This is a genomic window from Campylobacter concisus (assembly GCF_902460705.1).
Lineage (GTDB): Bacteria > Campylobacterota > Campylobacteria > Campylobacterales > Campylobacteraceae > Campylobacter_A > Campylobacter_A concisus_Z.
On sequence record NZ_CABPUP010000004.1, the window covers coordinates 156,416 to 174,413 of the forward strand.

The 17,998-nt window shown below is 39.8% G+C and carries 17 protein-coding genes and 1 other RNA gene; 8 read left to right on the forward strand and 10 right to left on the reverse strand.

The genetic code is table 11. The annotated features are described in order from the left end of the window. A complete protein-coding gene (aroC, locus tag F3G75_RS07075) occupies positions 1-1,068 on the forward strand; it encodes a chorismate synthase (protein ID WP_149717055.1) in 1,068 nt (355 codons plus the stop codon). Between the two features lie 47 nt (positions 1,069-1,115). Here the strand turns inward: aroC and F3G75_RS07080 are convergent, their stop codons facing one another. Then, positions 1,116-1,520 (reverse strand): autotransporter outer membrane beta-barrel domain-containing protein, encoded by a 405-nt coding sequence (locus F3G75_RS07080; RefSeq protein WP_149717056.1) that lies wholly within the window; start codon positions 1,518-1,520, stop codon positions 1,116-1,118. 248 nt (positions 1,521-1,768) lie between these two features. Here F3G75_RS07080 and F3G75_RS07085 point away from each other — a divergent pair, with 248 nt between their 5' ends. The 3 genes from F3G75_RS07085 (at position 1,769) to F3G75_RS07095 (ending at position 3,781) form a co-directional block, all read left to right on the forward strand. Beyond that, positions 1,769-2,155 (forward strand): DUF805 domain-containing protein, encoded by a 387-nt coding sequence (locus F3G75_RS07085; RefSeq protein ID WP_149717057.1) that lies wholly within the window; start codon positions 1,769-1,771, stop codon positions 2,153-2,155. 65 nt (positions 2,156-2,220) lie between these two features. Next, a complete protein-coding gene (locus tag F3G75_RS07090) occupies positions 2,221-3,483 on the forward strand; it encodes a Y-family DNA polymerase (protein ID WP_149717058.1) in 1,263 nt (420 codons plus the stop codon). After that, positions 3,473-3,781, forward strand: a complete 309-nt coding sequence (locus F3G75_RS07095; RefSeq protein ID WP_149717059.1) for a YolD-like family protein — start codon at positions 3,473-3,475, stop codon at positions 3,779-3,781. The genes F3G75_RS07090 and F3G75_RS07095 overlap by 11 nt, the downstream gene beginning before the upstream one ends. A 31-nt stretch (positions 3,782-3,812) precedes the next feature. On the opposite strand, the gene F3G75_RS07100 is transcribed toward F3G75_RS07095, so the two are convergent. The 6 genes from F3G75_RS07100 to typA all read right to left on the reverse strand — a co-directional run bounded on the left by F3G75_RS07100 (position 3,813) and on the right by typA (position 11,591). Continuing rightward, positions 3,813-6,254 carry a molybdopterin-dependent oxidoreductase gene (locus tag F3G75_RS07100; protein WP_149717060.1) on the reverse strand — a complete coding sequence of 814 codons (2,442 nt, stop codon included), beginning with the start codon at positions 6,252-6,254 and terminating at the stop codon, positions 3,813-3,815. A gap of 21 nt (positions 6,255-6,275) precedes the next feature. After that, positions 6,276-6,845 (reverse strand): hypothetical protein, encoded by a 570-nt coding sequence (locus tag F3G75_RS07105; protein WP_149717061.1) that lies wholly within the window; start codon positions 6,843-6,845, stop codon positions 6,276-6,278. 413 nt (positions 6,846-7,258) lie between these two features. Continuing rightward, the gene (locus F3G75_RS07110) at positions 7,259-7,948 is read right to left on the reverse strand and encodes a tetratricopeptide repeat protein (RefSeq protein WP_149717062.1); all 690 of its coding nucleotides are present in this window, start codon (positions 7,946-7,948) and stop codon (positions 7,259-7,261) included. Positions 7,949-7,967: 19 nt separating this feature from the next. Then, positions 7,968-8,882 carry a pyrroline-5-carboxylate reductase gene (gene proC, locus F3G75_RS07115; protein WP_149717063.1) on the reverse strand — a complete coding sequence of 305 codons (915 nt, stop codon included), beginning with the start codon at positions 8,880-8,882 and terminating at the stop codon, positions 7,968-7,970. Beyond that, entirely contained in the window at positions 8,879-9,508 is a 630-nt protein-coding gene (locus tag F3G75_RS07120) for a ubiquitin family protein (RefSeq protein ID WP_149717064.1), read from the reverse strand. The genes proC and F3G75_RS07120 overlap by 4 nt, the downstream gene beginning before the upstream one ends. A 280-nt stretch (positions 9,509-9,788) precedes the next feature. Continuing rightward, a complete protein-coding gene (gene typA, locus F3G75_RS07125; protein ID WP_072595308.1) occupies positions 9,789-11,591 on the reverse strand; it encodes a translational GTPase TypA in 1,803 nt (600 codons plus the stop codon). Positions 11,592-11,752: 161 nt separating this feature from the next. Here typA and fliK point away from each other — a divergent pair, with 161 nt between their 5' ends. From fliK to F3G75_RS07140, 3 genes are read left to right on the forward strand one after another with little or no spacing between them, the layout of a single operon-like run. Then, on the forward strand, positions 11,753-13,144 hold the full coding sequence (fliK, locus tag F3G75_RS07130; protein ID WP_149717065.1) for a flagellar hook-length control protein FliK: 1,392 nt from the start codon (positions 11,753-11,755) through the stop codon (positions 13,142-13,144). Between the two features lie 8 nt (positions 13,145-13,152). Next, complete coding sequence (locus F3G75_RS07135) at positions 13,153-13,860, forward strand: flagellar basal body rod modification protein (RefSeq protein WP_021090228.1); 708 nt, start codon at positions 13,153-13,155, stop codon at positions 13,858-13,860. A 5-nt stretch (positions 13,861-13,865) separates the two neighbouring features. Continuing rightward, on the forward strand, positions 13,866-15,467 hold the full coding sequence (locus tag F3G75_RS07140) for a flagellar hook protein FlgE (protein ID WP_223154449.1): 1,602 nt from the start codon (positions 13,866-13,868) through the stop codon (positions 15,465-15,467). 45 nt (positions 15,468-15,512) lie between these two features. On the opposite strand, the gene F3G75_RS07145 is transcribed toward F3G75_RS07140, so the two are convergent. Then, positions 15,513-15,938, reverse strand: a complete 426-nt coding sequence (locus tag F3G75_RS07145) for a hypothetical protein (protein ID WP_072595304.1) — start codon at positions 15,936-15,938, stop codon at positions 15,513-15,515. Between the two features lie 112 nt (positions 15,939-16,050). On the opposite strand from F3G75_RS07145, the gene ffs reads away from it, so the two are divergent. Next, positions 16,051-16,148: signal recognition particle sRNA small type (gene ffs / locus F3G75_RS07150), an RNA gene on the forward strand. On the opposite strand, the gene F3G75_RS07155 is transcribed toward ffs, so the two are convergent. Then, entirely contained in the window at positions 16,135-17,370 is a 1,236-nt protein-coding gene (locus tag F3G75_RS07155; protein ID WP_149717067.1) for an HD domain-containing protein, read from the reverse strand. The two genes, ffs and F3G75_RS07155, sit on opposite strands and share 14 nt — an antisense overlap. Further along, the gene (queF, locus tag F3G75_RS07160; protein WP_223154357.1) at positions 17,370-17,987 is read right to left on the reverse strand and encodes a preQ(1) synthase; all 618 of its coding nucleotides are present in this window, start codon (positions 17,985-17,987) and stop codon (positions 17,370-17,372) included. The genes F3G75_RS07155 and queF overlap by 1 nt, the downstream gene beginning before the upstream one ends. Between the last annotated feature and the right edge of the window lie 11 nt (positions 17,988-17,998).

Genomic DNA, 17,998 nt, shown 5'->3' on the forward strand with positions numbered 1-17,998 from the left:
TTGAATACATTTGGCAAAAAACTAACCTTAACAACCTTTGGCGAGAGCCACGGAGTGGCGATCGGCGGCGCGATAGATGGACTTCCAGCTGGGCTAAAGATCGATACAGATTTCATCCAAAGTGAGCTAGATAAACGCCGTCCTGGACAAAGCAACTTCACAACCGCAAGAGATGAAGCCGATAAGATAGAAATTTTTAGCGGCGTCTTTGATGGTAAGAGCACTGGAGCGCCTATAGGTTTTACTATTTTTAACAACAACCAAAAGTCAAACGACTATGACAATTTACGTGAAATTTTTCGCCCAGGCCATGCTGATTTTACCTACTTTAAAAAGTATGGTTTTAGAGATCACAGGGGCGGCGGACGCTCAAGTGCTAGAGAAACAGCTATCAGGGTAGCTGGCGGAGCCTTTGCACAGCTACTTCTAAATGAGTTTAATATTGAGGTTTTAAGCGGGGTATTTAGCATTGGCAAGGTTTTTAGCAACAAAGTAGACTTTAATTTTGCCAAAAATTCACAAATTTATGCTCTTGGCAACGAAGAGGCGATGAAAGAAGCGGTAAATAAAGCTAGAAATGACCACGATAGTGTCGGTGCAGTTGTTTTAAGCGTGGTTAAAAATTCTCCAGCTGGTCTTGGAGAGCCACTTTATGATAAGCTTGATAGTGCTTTAGCAGCGGCTTTAATGGGCATAAATGGTGTAAAAGCCGTCGAGATAGGTGCTGGCGTAAAAGCAAGTGAGACATTTGGGTCGGTAAATAACGATGAGATGGATGAGCTTGGATTTTTAAGCAACAACGCAGGAGGCATACTTGGCGGTATAAGTAGTGGCGAAGATATCGTACTAAAGAGCCATTTCAAGCCTACACCTTCGATATTTAAAGAGCAAAAGACACTAAATTTGCAAGGCGAAGTTGTGGACTTTGAGCTAAGAGGCAGACATGATCCTTGTATAGGCATACGTGGTAGTGTCGTTGCAACCGCGATGATAAGGCTAGTTATCGCCGATATGTTACTACTAAATGCTAGCACAAAGCTTGAAAATTTAAAGAAAATTTATGGCTAAATCTATAAAAATAAGTAAAATTTAGTGGCCAAAAAGCCACTAAATTTTTAGAATCTATAAGCAAACTGAAGTTTTGCGCTGCTTTGATCTTTTTTACCAAAAGATTGTGCTATGCCAAAATTTATGAGTGTTGCATAAGTTGGCGTATATCTTAGACCGAGCTCAACCTCCGAGCTTGTGCCTTTTTGAGTTAGGCTGATATCCTCGTCTTCTTGGACTACTGCTATTTTTGATTTTGTATTAAATTTATACTCGGCACTAATTTTCCCATAAGGATTAAATTTACCAGCATCATAGGCTATTTTTGAGTAAATTTTGGCTCTACTTGATGTAACGCTGCTAAATTTTAATGTACTTTGTCCGATATCTGCCTCATCGCTACCGACATAAGAGAGTGCGTAGTTTAGCCCACTATCAGGCATCACACCGCTTAAGATGACAATAGCAAACATTAAGCGGCTAAGCGAAGATGAGTATATAGCATTTAGAAAAGAAAACGAGATGACTATGCACTCTGAAAAACCATATCTTTCACCAACAAGATAATAAATTTTAAGGGCAGAAATGCCCTTAAATCATATTTTTACTAGAAATATTTTTTCATAGAGCCTACATTAAAAAATTGATATAAAAATTATTTTTAATATTTGTGTTAAGAAAATATTATAAAATACAAAGATTTTTTAATAAAGGATAAACAATGACATTTGGAACATCTGTAACAACTTGCTTTAACAAGTATGTAAATTTCCAAGGAAGAGCGAGTAGATCTGAATTTTGGTGGTTTACTCTTTTTGTATTTTTAGTATATTTTATTGTCATATTTATAGATGATGTAACCCGTCAAAACATAGCACAACCAATAGCAGGTTTGGTCTTATTCTTGCCGTCTCTTTCAGTACAAGTAAGAAGACTTCACGACACAGATAAAAGTGGCTGGTGGTCTTTATTAGTCCTTATACCGCTTATTGGCAATATTTTTTTACTTATCATGTGCACATTTAAAGGTACTCCTGGTACAAATAGGTTTGGAGAGGATCCTCTTTTAGTACCTGAAAACAGCAATACTAGATTAGAAGATGACTAAAAATTATCAAATTTTGTTTATGAGATAAAAAAACTCTCATAAACAAATAAATTTCCAAAACTACAATGCAAAAACGATCAGAAAAATTTTATGCCGTCATTGACCTAAAGTCCTTTTATGCCTCAGTTGAGTGCGTGGAGCGAGGACTTGATCCGTTTAAAGCCGATCTGGTCGTGGCTGACGATAGTCGCGGCAACGGAAGTGTTTGTCTAGCCGTTAGCCCAGCTCTTAGAGCCAAAGGTGTGAAAAATAGATGCAGGCTTTTTGAAATACCAAAGGCTATAAATTTTATCATTGCACCGCCTAGAATGCAGTTTTACATCGACTATGCGGCTAAAATTTATGAGATATACCTAAAATATGTTTCAAAAGATGATATCTATGTCTATTCTATCGATGAGGCCTTTATCGATCTTACTTCTTATGTTAAATTTTATAATACCGATGCAAAATCCATAGCCAAAAAGATAATGGATGAAATTTTAAAAACTACTGGCGTGACGGCCACCTGTGGCATGGGCACAAATTTATACCTTGCAAAAATCGCCCTTGATATCTTGGCTAAGCACAGTGATGATGGGATTGTATTTTTAGACGAGCAGCTTTATAAAGAACGTCTTTGGACGCATCAACCGCTAGATGACTTTTGGCGTATCGGTAAGCAAACTAGGCTAAAGCTGGAAAAACATGGAATTTTTTGTATGAAAGATATAGCAAATGCTCCGCGAAGTCTGCTTGAGAAATTTTTTGGAGTTGATGCATATATAACGATAGATCACGCAAATGGCATAGAGCCAACGACAATAGCTGACATAAAAGCATATAAACCAAGCACAAAATCCTACTTTAGCTCTGAAATTTTACCAAGAGACTACGAACGTTGTGAGGCAGTGATCGTGCTAAAAGAGATGGCGGATAGACTAGCACTTAGGATGATCAACAAAGAAGTAATGGCAAGTGGAATAACGATAAATATAAAATTTGCTGACAAGCTTGAGCCATTACAACGTGCAAGCGTTCGGTTTAAGACACCAACAAATGTCTCAAGTGTGCTGATGAGTTTGGCCGAAGAGCTACTTTTAAACAAGATAAAAAATGTTGGGCTAATTAGGCAAATTGGCATCAGTGCAAATGACGTAGTAAAAGAAAGCCTCGCTCACTCTAGTCTTTTTGAGGATGATACTAAAGAAAAGGCGATTTTAAAATCCCTAAATCTAATAAAAGAAAAATTTGGTAAAAACTCGGTTTTAAGAGCGATCGATCTACTACCAGAAGCCACTGGACAAGACCGAAATAAAAAGATTGGAGGGCACAAAAGTGGCGAGTAAAGATAGGGCGAAAATTTTTAGCTCGTTTAATCCGCTATCAACCTTAGAGCGAGCCCTCCGCCAAAAAGAGCGTGAGAGAAGAGAAAAACTAGAGCTTGATGAGAACAAAGTCGATGAAATTTTAAAAAAGATAAGCGAGCTAAGGCCAGCTGATGAAGTATATGTGAGCTATCATGACGGCTACACCTATACAAATGCTAGAGGGCTAATCTCTGACGTAAATTTCAAAAATAAAACTCTTATGGTTGTAAAAACTAGGATCAAATTTGAAGATATAAATGACCTAAAAATAATTTAGCCCCCAAGCGAGGGCTAAGTTTATATAAATTCTACAAAGATTGTAAAATTTTTGGTTTAGAAAATGCAGTTATTGGTTTGATCTCGCCTTTATATTTTTCAAGATCCGCTAGTATCGTATGTCCGCAGTTGCTTTGAGCGATACTAGATGTGCCTTTGTCGCGTGTTAGGACATTGATGCAGCCGTGCTTACAAAGGCTTCTTTCGCCAAGCACTTCAGGATCGTACCATGCGCCTTCGCAAATAGCGATGACACGCTCTGGGATGATGTCAGTAACAAGCGCTCCTACTAAAATTTCACCCCTATCGTTAAAGACTCTCACTACATCACCAGTTGCGATGCCTTTTTTCTTAGCGTCGTTTGTATTTATTAACATCGGCTCTCTAGCACAAACTTCAGCGTAGTTTCTGATTATTGAGTTATTTAGCTGAGAGTGGAGGCGATATCTTGAGTGTGGGGTTGTGATGCTAAATGGATACTTCTTAGCTTTTTCACTACCAAGCCACTCAAACGGCTCGATCCAGGCAAAGTGTGGAGCAAAGTCTTTGTAGCCAAATTTAGCAATAGTTGGAGAGTATATCTCTATCTTACCTGATGGCGTGCCAAGGCGATTTTTGTGTGGATTTTCTCTAAATGCACTAAGTCTTGTGTAGTATTTTGTCTCTTCATTGTCTTTGTCAAATTTTACATAGCCCTCTTTCCAAAACTCATCAAAGCTTGGCATTTTAAGATCTAGTGCCTTGGCTTGTTCCACCGCATCTGCGTAAAATTCTTTTGCCCAGCCAAGCTCATCTTTACCCTCAGTAAAGACCTCTTCTCTGCCCCAGCGTTTGCAAATTTGTGAGCATATCCAGTAGTCGCTTCTGCTTTCTCCCATTGGCTCAACTACTGGTTTGTATGCCACGATGTATTCGCTTGATGGGACACTTTGGTTGATGTCATTTCTCTCTACCTCAAGTGCCACTGGTAAGACGATGTCGCTTAGTTTAGCTGTACTTGTCCAAAATGGCTCAGCTGTGATAACAGTATCAAATTTACGCCATGCTTTAACTGCATTGTTTACATCCTGGTGTCTTGTAAACATCGAACCAGAAGCCATATAAGCTACTCTCATATGTGGAAGTTTGATCTTAGAGCCATCATAATCTATCTCTTTGCCAGGATTTTGCAAGGCTTCGATTGATCTTGAAGATGGGATTGTTACGTTTTTAAATTTCTTCCACGGAGCACCATCTACGTTTTCATATTTCTCGCTTATCCTAGTACTGATACCTTTTAGGGCAGGTGCTATCTTATCAGTGCTACCGTTTCCGTAGTAGAGGTTAAACTCAAATCCAAGACCCTCTTTACCGATGTGGCCAAGCATCGCACTAAGAGTTACGATACCCCAAAAGCTCATTTCGCCATGGTCTTGTCTTTGAAGAGATCTGCCAGCGATAATAGTGCTTGGCTCTTTTGCGAGTACAGTAGCAAATTTTGCAATCTCTTCAGCTTTTACACCACAAATTTTACTAGCCCAGTTTATATCTTTTACCACTTTGTCGGTGGCACCAAGCAAATAATCTTTAAATTTATTAAAACCAACTGTGTATTTTTTTATAAATTCCTCGTCGTAAAGATTGTTTTCATAAAGATAGTGGCACATACCAAGCATCATTGCTACGTCAGTGTTTGGACGAACGATGATAGTTTCAGAGTCAAGGTATCTTGTGGTGTCATTTTTAAAGACGCAAACACTATAGGTTTTAATGCCTGCCTCTTTTATCTTTTTAATACCAAGATAACCATCGTGTGTTGGAGGCTGCCATGAAATTTGACCAGTCACAAGCGGATCAGTACCCCAAAATACGATGTTCTTAGCATTTTTAACCATGGCCTCCCATTTTGTAGGAGCGTCATAGACCGCACTATTTCCAAGGACGTGAGGCATGATGACAAGACCAGCGCCTGTTGAGTAGTCACCGCTCTCTTCTACGTATCCACCTAAAACCTTTAACATCCTATGACCAACAGTCCTACCCCAACTGATCTTACCACTACCACCCCACCAGTAACATTCGCCGTAAATGCTTTCTGGGCCATATTTGTCAAAATTTTCTTTTAAGGCTTTTGCAGCAAGGTCAAGTGCCGTATCCCAACTAACACGTACAAATTCTTCTTTGCCACGAAGCTCGCTTTTTGCTACACCTTTTGCCTTTAAGTAGCTTTTTCTTACGTACGGATAGAGTACGCGACTTTCATTTTGGATGAGATCTGGCAAACTGTTATTCATTGTATTTGGAAATTTATCACCTTCAAATGGATCAACAGAGACGATTTGATTTGAGTTGGTATTTGCCCAAAATAGACCAAATCTATTTGCTCCAAAAGTTTTCTTTTGGTCAAAAATGGTTTTTGTCACACCTTCGATCCTGTTCGCTTGTGCCGCAGTGGCTGCAAGTGCAGAAAATTTTATAAAATCTCGTCTTTTCATATTTTCTCCCTTATGAAAAATTTATTTTGCTTTTTTGGCATTGTGTTGTAAGTATTTGAGCACTAAATTTAGGTCAGTTTCATCTAGTGCTACAAATTTTGCATCGACCATTCCAGCTAAATTTGCTGGCCACTGAGCCGCTGTAAAGCTATTTGGCTCATGAAGTCTATGACATGCTGAACAAGTCTCCTCATAAATTTTTTGTGCTTTTGCATAAAGATTTTTTGTATCGCCACCAAGCACGTCATTTGGTATCTCATAAACACCCTCTGCTTGGTACCATACTTCGCCATACTCATCTTCAATATCTTTTACTTTTTTAAAATTTGTCTCACTTTCATCATTAAAAGCAATAAAAACTTCCGGATCTTCTATACTTCTTTGAAGCTGGGCTAAATAGTTCGTTGAAACCACACCATTAACTTTTATCTTGCTCGTCTTTTCACCTTTTTCTATAACCTCAACTGGCGTTAAAACCTCGATCTTTCCGATCATATTGCCATCTAGCGTTATATTGGCATCTTTTGCGATGACATCGGCACTAAAAGCAAGACTACATGCTAAGACAGGGGCTAAAAATAGCATTTTCATGTTGCAATCCTTAAAAATAAAATTTAAAAAAATTTAATAACCTAATAACTTAAAATTACATTGTTATATTTAGCTTTATTTAAGTAAGTTAATATTTGCTTTTGTTAAAAATAAGATTTAGCATAAAATTTATCAAGTTTTATTGATTGTCTTAATGATTAAAAGTATAAGCCAACACAAGCTCTGTGAAAATTTTACTTTTAGATCTAGTGAAGTAAAAAATTTAACTTTACTTCACTGGCTACTATAAAAAAGTATGGCAGAGCTTTTATAAACTTAAAAATATAAATTAGCAAACTTCTTACAGAATTCAAAAATATGCTAAAAGTTACTACTCTGCATTGCTAGCTATGTTAAGACTTTCTAGGGTTTTATCGTTTTAAAAATTTTTATCAAAACGTCTTATTATCAATCTAACAGCTTTGCTTATCGCCTAGCTCGCACGCTCTTTTTCGCGTTTGCTTTGCTTTTTTCGCGTCTTTTTTTACTTGCTCGTATCTGTTTTCGTTGAAATTTCCCTCATACAGCCACGCCGCTCGCGCGCAGCCGCCTACGTAGCCTAGCTTACACGAGCGCTCGTAATACTCCATCATCTCGCCTATATCGCCTCCCGTTCGCTCTATCATCCAGCCCACGTTGTAGCATCCCGGAGCGTATTTTTTGTTGCATAGGGTATTGTTTATCGCAAACGACTGCACCTCGTCGCCCAGCTCTTCTTGTATGAAATTAGCTAGCGCCAAGCAACCGGGCAAATACTCGTAAAGGACACAGCTAGCCTTGTAATACGCGCTAATCTTAGTCTCGCGCTCGCTCTTGTCCGAGGCTTTTACTAGATTATTTTTATAAAGCTCGCCCAGATAAAAGCAGCCCTCGCCGTCTCCTTTGGCGCAGGCTAGGCTAAATAGCCCCTCCGCCGCGCCGTAGTCTTGCTTTAAGTTTGCCGCTACTATGCCAGCTTGCACGCACTCTTTGGTAGCGTTTAGGTCGGGATTTTTGCATTTTTTGACCTTTTCTAGCGTATCTGCGGCTAGCAATGGCGAAAGGCTCGGCTCGCTAGCGAATAAATTTATCGCCGCAAGTAGCGCAAATAATAAGATTTTCATTTTTATCCTTTAAATTTACCTAAACCCGCGCTTTGGCGATGCAAGCGGCGACGGCATCCATCAAGGCGCCGCGAAATCCGCCTTTTTCAAGCGCGGCAAGTCCCTCTATCGTGGTTCCCGCCGGCGAGCAGACCTCGTCTTTTAGCGCGGCCGGGTGCTTGCCGCTTTGGATCAGGCGCGCCGCCCCTTCCACGGCTGCCGCAACGGCGTCGTAGCAAAGCTGCCTAGGCAGTCCGCCTCGCACGCCCGCATCGGCCGCAGCCTCGATAAAGGCGCAAACATACGCGGGCAGGCTTCCCGCGATGCCCGTAAATGCGGCAAATCCGGACTCGTCTATCTCGTAAATTTTGCCTATTTTTGCGATTATTTCGCGCACGGTCTTGCGCGCTTCATCGCTAAAACCCACGTCAAAGCAAAGAGCCGTGGCCGACGCTCCGATGCTAGCTGCGACGTTTGGCATCGCGCGAGCGATATAAACGCCCTCGCCGGCGATTTGCCTAGCGCGATTTATGCCAAAACCCGGCGCCAAAAGAAGCAAAATTTTGCCCGCAAGCTCGGGCGCGATCAGGCGCAAGATAGCCTCGTAGCTAGCGGGCTTAGTAGCCAGCACGACCGCGTCCGCTTCGCGCGCTAGATCCGTTTCTTTCGCGGCTATTTTTACGCCGAATCTCTGCCGTAAAGTTTCGTTTTTGCTTCTGGCGCAGGCTAGGATTTCAAATTTTGCCTCTTTTTCGCATTCGCGCCGACTCGCGTTTTTATCCGTTTGCGCTAAATTTCCCGCCCTTTGCGTCTCGCTGCCGCCGTCAAATTTTCGCTCGTCCTCGGCCGAGTTTCGCCCCGCGTTAGCCTCACCGCATTGCGCTCGCCAAAGCGCCTCTATCATCGCGCCGCCCATATTTCCGCCGCCGATGAAGCCGATTTTTACGTTTTTCATTTCGCCGCCTTTTTTAGAGTACCGATTTTGACAGCTTTGCCCGCGATCGCCTCGCGTACCGCCGCGCTATCCGCCCATATCGCGCCCGTAACCTGCCCAGGCGCCAAGGTATAAACGCCGCCCGTTTGCGCCTCGCCGCTCGCCTTAAACTCGTTGCCGACGACCAGCTCACAAACGACGTTCGTGTCGTTTTCAAATTTGATCGCCGCTTTTAACGTCGGCTCCATTTTCTGTTTCGCCGCGCCCGCGTACTGCTCGAGTATGTTTTTGCTAAGCTTGCCGTAGACGTCGCCGTCTTGGCTTAGATATATCCGCACGGCGCGCTTATCCGAGTTTTTGCCGCCTTTTTCACCCTTGCCTACGCTAACGCTCATCTCATAGGCAGTTTCTCCCGTCGGGAAGTCCTTAAATTTAGCGTCCGGGACGAAAACCCGCACGTTGTCCGTTACCGTCTTAGTTTCGTACGTCTGCGGCGTTATACCCGTTAGCACGATCGTTGATTTCACGTCCGCGCCTTTGTCCGAAACAAGCGCGGAGATCGGCACACGAGTAAGCAGCGTAGTCTCGTAGCAGCCGCTAAAAATAAACGCCGCGGCGAGAGCGAAGATAAATTTTAGTTTTTTCATCGGTTTCCTTTAAATTTTCGCCGATTTTAGCATAAACTAGGCATTTTCATATTGATTACATTAAAAGCAAAAATAGAAAAGTAAGTATGGTATTTTAAAGTATAAATGGTTTTAAGATTGATAAATTTTAAATGAGAAAGAATGGCTCTATTTCGTCTTGAACAAAGCCAACTTAAATAAATAATGCAAAAAAAGTATGAGAAATTTATGTAAATTTTTTGCTGTTTTTAGAGTTTAATTATTAGCCCCTTTACAAAGGGGCTAAATTTATAAAATTTGATTAAAGTTTTGCTTTTCTTTTACGCTCTGTCGGGTCTAAATAGCGCTTGCGAACGCGGATATTTATAGGCGTAACCTCGACTAGCTCGTCATCTTCTATCCACTCTAACGCACGCTCAAGGCTTAGCTTTCTAGGTGGCACAAGTTTGATCGCATCGTCGCTACCGCTAGCGCGCACGTTTGTTAGGTTTTTGCCCTTGATAGGATTTACGTCAAGGTCGTTTGGACGGCTGTGCTCGCCGATGATCATGCCCACATAGACTTTTGCCTGCGGATCAAGAAATAGCACACCACGATCTTGCAAGTTAAATAGCGAATAAGCAAGCGTTACGCCGTTTTCCATCGAAACTAGCGCGCCATTTGTTCTATGCTCCACTGTTCCGCTTAACGGTCTAAACTCCAAAAAGCTGTGGTTCATAACACCCTCGCCTTTTGTATCAGTCAAAAACTGACTTCTAAAGCCGATAAGTCCGCGCGCTGGGATCTCAAACTCGATCCTTGTTTGGCCGTCGCCTGTTGGGTTCATAGAGACCATTTCAGCCTTTCTTTTGCCTAGTTTTTCTATGACTGTGCCTGTCGTATCATCAGGTGCATCGATCACTAAAAGCTCGTATGGCTCGCATTTTACGCCATTTATCTCTTTTACGATGACCTCAGGTCTACCAAGTAAAAATTCATACCCCTCACGGCGCATATTTTCAGCCAAAATAGTAATCTGAAGCTCGCCACGGCCACTTACTTTAAATTTGCCCTCGCCGATATTTTCATACTTCATCGCGATATTTGTCTTCATCTCGTTTGCAAGGCGCTCATCGATCTTATTCGATGTGACGTGTTTGCCCTCAGTGCCTGCTAATGGGCCGTCATTTACAGAAAATACAACGCTAAGTGTCGGCTCTTCGATGTGGAGAGGATCAAGCGGATGAGGATTATTTGGATCAACGACGCTATCGCCAACGTCAAGTGCATCAAAGCCAGCGATCGCTACGATGTCACCAGTACCAGCCTCGTTTATATCGGTTCTTTCAAGACCCATAAAGCCAATTAACTTTGAAATTCTACCAGTTGTCTTTGTACCATCAGCCTTTGCAAGCATAACATTTTGATTTTTAGATATCTTGCCATTAAAAATTCTCGCAATACCGATTTTGCCGACGTAGTTGTCATAATCAAGAGTAAACACTTGAAGCTGAAGTGGGTTCTCGTCGCTACCGCTTGGAGCTGGCACGTGAGCTAGGATGGTCTCAAAAAGTGGCTGCATATCTTTGTTTTCATCGCTTAGTTTTAGCTTTGCGTAGCCATTTTTAGCAGCGGCATAAACGACTGGAAATTCTAGCTGCTCATCGTTTGCATCAAGTGCGACAAAAAGGTCAAAAATTTCATTTATAACGCGGTCTGGATCGCCTGCTGGCTTATCTATCTTATTTACAACAACGATTGGACGAAGCCCTAGTGAAAGTGCTTTTTTGACGACAAATTTAGTTTGTGGCATAACGCCTTCTTGCGCATCAACAAGTAGCAAAACGCCATCAACCATCTTAAGAACACGCTCTACCTCACCACCAAAGTCGGCGTGGCCTGGGGTGTCAATGATGTTGATCTTTGTATCTTTGTAGCGAATAGCGGTATTTTTAGAAAGAATCGTGATGCCACGCTCTCTTTCGATGTCGTTGCTATCCATTACACGCTCGCCAAGGTTTTGATGCTCATTAAATGTTCCTGACTGTTTCAAAAGCTCATCAACCATTGTTGTTTTACCGTGGTCGACGTGTGCGATAACGGCTATATTTCGTATCTTTTCCAAATTTTTCTCCGTTTATTAGTTTGCTATTTTTTGTTTGTCAGTTTTAAAATAGGGGCAGATTATAGCCAAATTTTTATAAATTTTAAGCTGATATCAAGAAATTAATTTTTGGAATAGATTTTGCATGTTTGGCATTAAGTTTAAAAATTTGAAAGGTTTAAATGCAAGCTTATACAGCGAAAAACAACGTAGATTTGTTAGCTCCTGCGGCTACTAAAAAGCCTGCGGCTGCGAAGAAGTCTCAAAACAACGGCGAGTTTTTGTCGATGGTTTTGGATGCGGCTGCGAGCAAGGCAAATAGCGGCCAAAAAATCACTGAAAAAGATGTCAAAGAGATAGTAAAAACGGTTACAACTCAAAAAGAGACGCTGCAAAAATCTCAAAGCGAAAGCGCGGCAAAAATTTCAACTGCACTTGAAGAAAATTTAGACGAAAATACAAAAAATGAGCTCTATGAAAATGCAAATTTCATGCAGCTTTTGCAAGTTTTAGAAATTCTAAACGGCAATGAAAAAGTAAGTAAATTTCCAAATTTCAGCGACAAAATAGCAAATTTCTTAAGTATGCCTGAAAACGTTGAAGAGCTTAGCAACGTTAAAAGCGTTAGCGATCTTATCGACCTTGCTAAGAAATTTGACCTTGGCCTTGAAAATATAGAAATTTCAAATGAAGATGTGCCAAAACTAAACGAGATGTTTAAAAATTTAGGCAAGAAAGAATTTTTCACACCGATAAAGACCGAAGAGAAGCCTTTTTACCTAAAAGAGCTAAAAAATGAGGTCGAGCAAACCATCATCAAAAATGAACCAAAAGAGGTCGTAAAGCTTGATACCTTATTAAAAGAGGTAGTGGCAAATCCAACTAATGAAGCTAAAAATTTAGTGAAAGAAGAGCCTAAAAAGCTAGATAGTGAAGTAAAGCTTGATGATGAGATAGTGGATGTTGAGCCAGAGGAGCAGCCTAAAGTAAAGGTAAATTTACACGAGCAAAAGGTGCAAAAAGCTCCAACTCTTGAGTCGCTACTCTTCCCTGAAAGAGAACAGCAAAAAAATGAGAATTTAGAGAGCAAAGAGACATTTAGTAGTGATAATAAATCAGAGCTAAATCAAATGGTAAAAGATATCGCAAACAGTGCTAAACACCAGCTTCAAACAAAGGCTGAGATAAAAGAGACGCTTAGTAACTTCTCTTCTACGTTAAAAGAGCAGGTGCAAAATTACAAAGCTCCGATCACTCGTTTTAACATAACGCTTAACCCTCTAAATTTAGGCGAGGTCGAGATCACGATGGTAAATCGAGGTAATAATTTACATGTAAATTTTAACTCAACCACGGCTACGATGAATTTATTTTTACAAAATCAAGCTGAGTTTAAAAATAGCCTTGTAAATATGGGATTTACCGAGCTTGAGATGAATTTCTCAGATCAGAATCAAAGACAAGACAAAAGAGAACAAGCAAAGAATAAATACAGCTCAAATCAAAGCGATGAGAGCGAAAACGCTCAAGCGGAACAAAGCTTGCTTGAGCTAGTAATACCAAGATATATTTAGGAGAGATTATGGCTTCAGTTTCAGATATAACTACACAAACAACTCAACAAAAAAACGCCGAGAAAAAGGCAAAAGCAAAGCAAGATGCAGCAGCTGGTACAGGAACTAACCCAAATGCGCAGCTAGATAAAGATGCATTTATGAAGCTACTTTTAACAGAGCTTCAGTATCAAGACCCAACAAGTCCTATGGATACTGAAAAGATGCTTACGCAAACTAGCCAACTAGCATCACTAGAGATGCAACAAAATACAAACTCAGCTATGAAAGAGCTTGTAAATCAGTTAAAATCAAATGCAAATGCCTACGCTATCTCAGCTCTTGGAAAAATGGTCTCAACTGGTTCAAACTCAGTTTTACTAACAGATGAGCAAAAAACTGTAAATTTTGCACTTTATTTTAAATCAGATCTTGCAAATGGTAAGCTCGAAATTAAAAATGCAAATGGAGAGGTCGTTCGTTCAATCGATATAAAAGATCTAAAATCAGGAGTTCGCAGAATATCTTGGGATGGCAAAGATGATTCTGGAAAACAATTACCAAACGGCGCATATACAGTCTCTGTTAATTACACTGGCAAAGATGGTAATTCATACAAGACTCAAGTAGGTAGCTATCCAGTCGAAGCAGTAAAATTTGTAGATGGCAAAGCCATGATAAAAATCGCAGGCGAATATGTCCCAATGGATAAAATATCTGAATTTTACGAAGGATAAAAGCCATGATGAGAGGTTTTTACAACGGAATTAGTGGCATTAAAACACAAAGCTTTGGCATGGATGTTTGGGCAAATAATATCTCAAATATCAACAACATAGGTTTTAAAGCTTCAATCCCTGAGTTTAAAAATTTAATCAATCAACATATGGCTTCCGCTGGAAGTGGTCCAACTAACAATCAAGTAGGTCTTGGAGCTACGAAACAAACGACAGCTTTGAAGATGACAAATGGTAGTTTTCAAAATACCGATAATAACTTCGACCTAGCCATAGGTGGTAAAGGTTTTTTTGGTGTCGTTGATAAAAATGGCAAAAACTACTATACAAGAACAGGTAGCTTTGATATAGATGGGGCTGGAAATTTAGTAGATAATAAAGGCAACTTGCTTCTTGGTACGTTAACAAGTTTTACTCCAGTCACCCCAAGTGCTAATGCTCTTAGAAAATATGGTCAAACAAAAGGTACCACGCAGGCATTTACTGCAAAAGAAGAAGATCTAAAACTAGGCGATACTGGCTCACAAAAAGGTATAAATTTACCTCATTTTTTATATATGCCAGCCAAGCAAACAAAAAATATAAATTTAAAAGGCAACCTAAACTCAAGTCTAATAACAAATAGACAAACAACAGCTATTGATGCAGCAAATTTTAATTATACACTTGATAATACAAATAAAACTATCTCACTAAATGGGCAAATCCCACTAAGTCAGACAAGATTTGGTGCAAAAGCAGGTGACAGCGTGGTGGTAAAAGTAAAAGACGGTGATGGTAGAATTAGTGAGTTTTCAACCACGCTAGAGAGCGATGGCAGCTGGCATATAAACAATAAAAGCCTAAAATTTATGGATTTTGCTAATTTAGATGTGAAGGCTGAAGTTACGTCACTAGTTGAAGTGGCCAATAAAGAAAAACTAAGTTCAGAGATATATAATAGTGATGGTACAAAGAGCTTAGTAACTATAAATTTCACAAAACAAATCCCTCAAGGTGGTGATCAAACCATTTGGAATGCAACAGCTACGATAACCGATGCAAATGGTGCTGTACAAAATACAGCCATGGGGTCGCTTACATTTAATGGTAGCGGTAGACTTGTGGCAAATACATTAACAAGCGTTGGAAACGTGGCTTTAAATTTTCTTGGCGATGGAGATGCAAATGTCTATAATGGCATAACAAGCTCGGCCAATTCAAAAAAAGACTTTGTCATAAAAGCAGATGGCTACGCCGAAGGAAATCTCTCAAAATATAGCGTTGATGATCGTGGAAATATCATGGCAAATTTTGACAATTCTCGCTCATTTATAGTTGCAAAAATAGCTCTATATCACTTCCAAAATGAACAGGGCGTATCAAAAGTGGGCGATAATCTCTATGAAGCAACTCCAAATTCAGGTGAAGCATTTTTTTATAAAAATAAAGCTGGTGAGACCATTTATGGAGCGCAAATTTTAGCAAACAAGCTTGAGATGAGTAATGTCGATCTTGGTCAAGCGCTAAGTGAGGTTATAGTCACACAAAAGGCTTATGAGGCTAGTGCAAAAAGTATCACAACAAGTGATGAGATGATCCAGACTGCTATTCAGATGAAGAAATAATTTTTATGCTAGTTGATGATTAAAAATTTAAAATGAATGATAATCTTAAGAATAGAGTTTGACTTCGTTTATTAAAAACTCATAAACTCTTTGCTGAACTAAAATCTCTTCCTCACAGCCACTCATCAAGCGACGAAGATGAGAAAAATCTATCTTTTTGGCGTATCTTTTGTGATCTTTTAGGTCTTTATCAATGCTTAAAAGTAGTGCATCAAGTGTGATTCTATCGTTTCTTTTAACTCTTGCTACATACTCTTTAACAGTTTGGATCAAAAAGTCTTTTCTGGTTTGGTCATTTTCATAAATTTCATTTGTAATGTCGTTTAAAACAAAAAAATCATCTTCGTCTGGGTCAAATTTAGCGGAGATCATAGCGGCAAAAATTTTGGCACGAAATTCTAAAGATTTGTGATGATAGATAAAAAAATCTCTAAAAGCTGATAAAAAACGAAGTTTAAACTTTCCAGACATTACTCTACTTTTTGTGAAATTTTGGCTGATTATATACTTTTAAAGCTAAATTTTTAAAAATGTAACTATAAAACAAAATTTAAGTATAGTTTCTGTATGATTGCGAAGCTCCTTCTTAGACCTGTGCAATGCTTTTTATGAGCACCGCTTCAGGGTGGGAACACAGCAGAGCACTTGTATTAAGTGTGTGCCGCAGTCATCTGAGAGGGGGTCTTTCTAAACCAAAATGCTCATTAAAATCATCACAAATTTCTAAAAAATCCACTCCGTCGATTTTAGGTTTTTCACTGAAAAATTTATACATATTATTAAAGCCATCAGTTAGCTCTTTTGACTTGACGCCGTAGCTTATGGAAATTCCAGCTTCGATATAGGCTGAGAGCTTGTCGCAGTATTTTAGCGCTTTGCCGTCGATCGGGTTAAATTTATCCTCATTTACGTTCTCCATAGTCCCTTCGTGGCAGATGATCTTGCGTTCATAAGTTCTATTTTCAAACTCATCTTTTATAAATTTCTCGCCATCTTTTCTGATACCAAGGATGTAGCTAAACTCATCTTTGATCTTTTCAGGCACAAATGGCAAAATCCTCTCATCAATAAGCCTCATCTCATACTCGCTGATGATCTCATTTAGCCCCTTTACGCCGTATTTTACAGGGCTTATGATATCTCTTGTGAGGCTCTCTGGCAGATCGTGAAATAGCGCGCAAAAGAAGTTATTTTCTAGGCGTTTTTTGCAAGCTTTTACTTTTAGTGAATAAAAATAGCTAAGTATCGCAACAACTAGCATATGTCCTAAGACCGCAGTTTCAGGAATGCGAGGCGTTTGTGCCCAACGCTTTTGAAACCTTAGCCTACCGCTTAGATCAACAAGGCGGGCTAATTTTTGATTCATAGCGATCTTTCTAACGCCAATTAGCTCATAATAATCCTCCATCTCCTCCTCGACCTTCGCCTTAAGCTCATTGATGTCACTTAAAAACTGGCTCGTTTGATAGACGATAGAAAATTCCCACCTTGTAGCAAGATAGCTGGCTGCTTTTAGTATAAGGCGCTCTTTTTCGTGAGTTTTGTCGTTTTTATAGTGGTTTTTAAATCTCTCCAAAAACTCGCCGTCCTCAATATCTGAGATGAGCGTCTCAAGGTTGCTTAAAACCCAGCTATTTATCTGCTCTTTTTTTGTCTTTTGGATGTGGTGAAAGACGTCAGGGCGTATGTCTGTGACTACGACCCTGCTTAAAAACTCAAAAATCCCAGCCTCGATGATGTAGTTCATGTCAGCATTTTGCTCTTGTTTTGCTATGAAATAAGCGATGATAAATTTATGAGCCTGCTTGTCAAGCTCGACTAAATTTGTCATCTTTGGATAGTCGTTCCAACGTGATATAGATGCTGCTTTAAAGATATGTTCTATAAGCTTAGCACTTATCATTATTTATCCTTTTTGACTACTTTTGGCTTCTTATCATCAGCGTAGCTTATCTTTCTAAAACCCTCTTTGTTTGAGCTTTTTCTTGGCTTATCATCTTTTTTAAATTTATCATCTCTACTGCCTCTACTACTAGCGCGATCGCTTGTGTTGCGTCTCTCACGCGCTTTGTCGCTAAAGCTTCTCTCCCTACTTCTTGGAGCGTATTCTTTCTCTTCAGCTGGCTTTTTTACCACTAGATCAGAGCTGATCTCGATAACTGTATGGACATTTCCACGTGGGTTAAAGTCGCCAACTATCTTCATAAATTTAGGCTCAAGTTTTTTCTCTAAAACAGAGTAAATTTCATTTATACTATCTTCGTGGCTGATGTTGCGGTTCATAAAGCTATTTATATAAAGCTTTATCGCTTTTAGCTCAACAACTAGCTTATTTGGGATATACTCAAGGTATATGGTCGCAAAGTCAGGATAACCAGAGCGAGGGCAAAGGCAGCAAAACTCAGGCAGAGTGATCTTTATGACATAGTCCCTTGTTTGCTTATTTTCCCAGACCTCAAGGTCACTCTCTACGTCAAATTCTTTCAAAATTTTCTCGCCATACTTCATCTCTTCGCTCATTTTTTATCCTT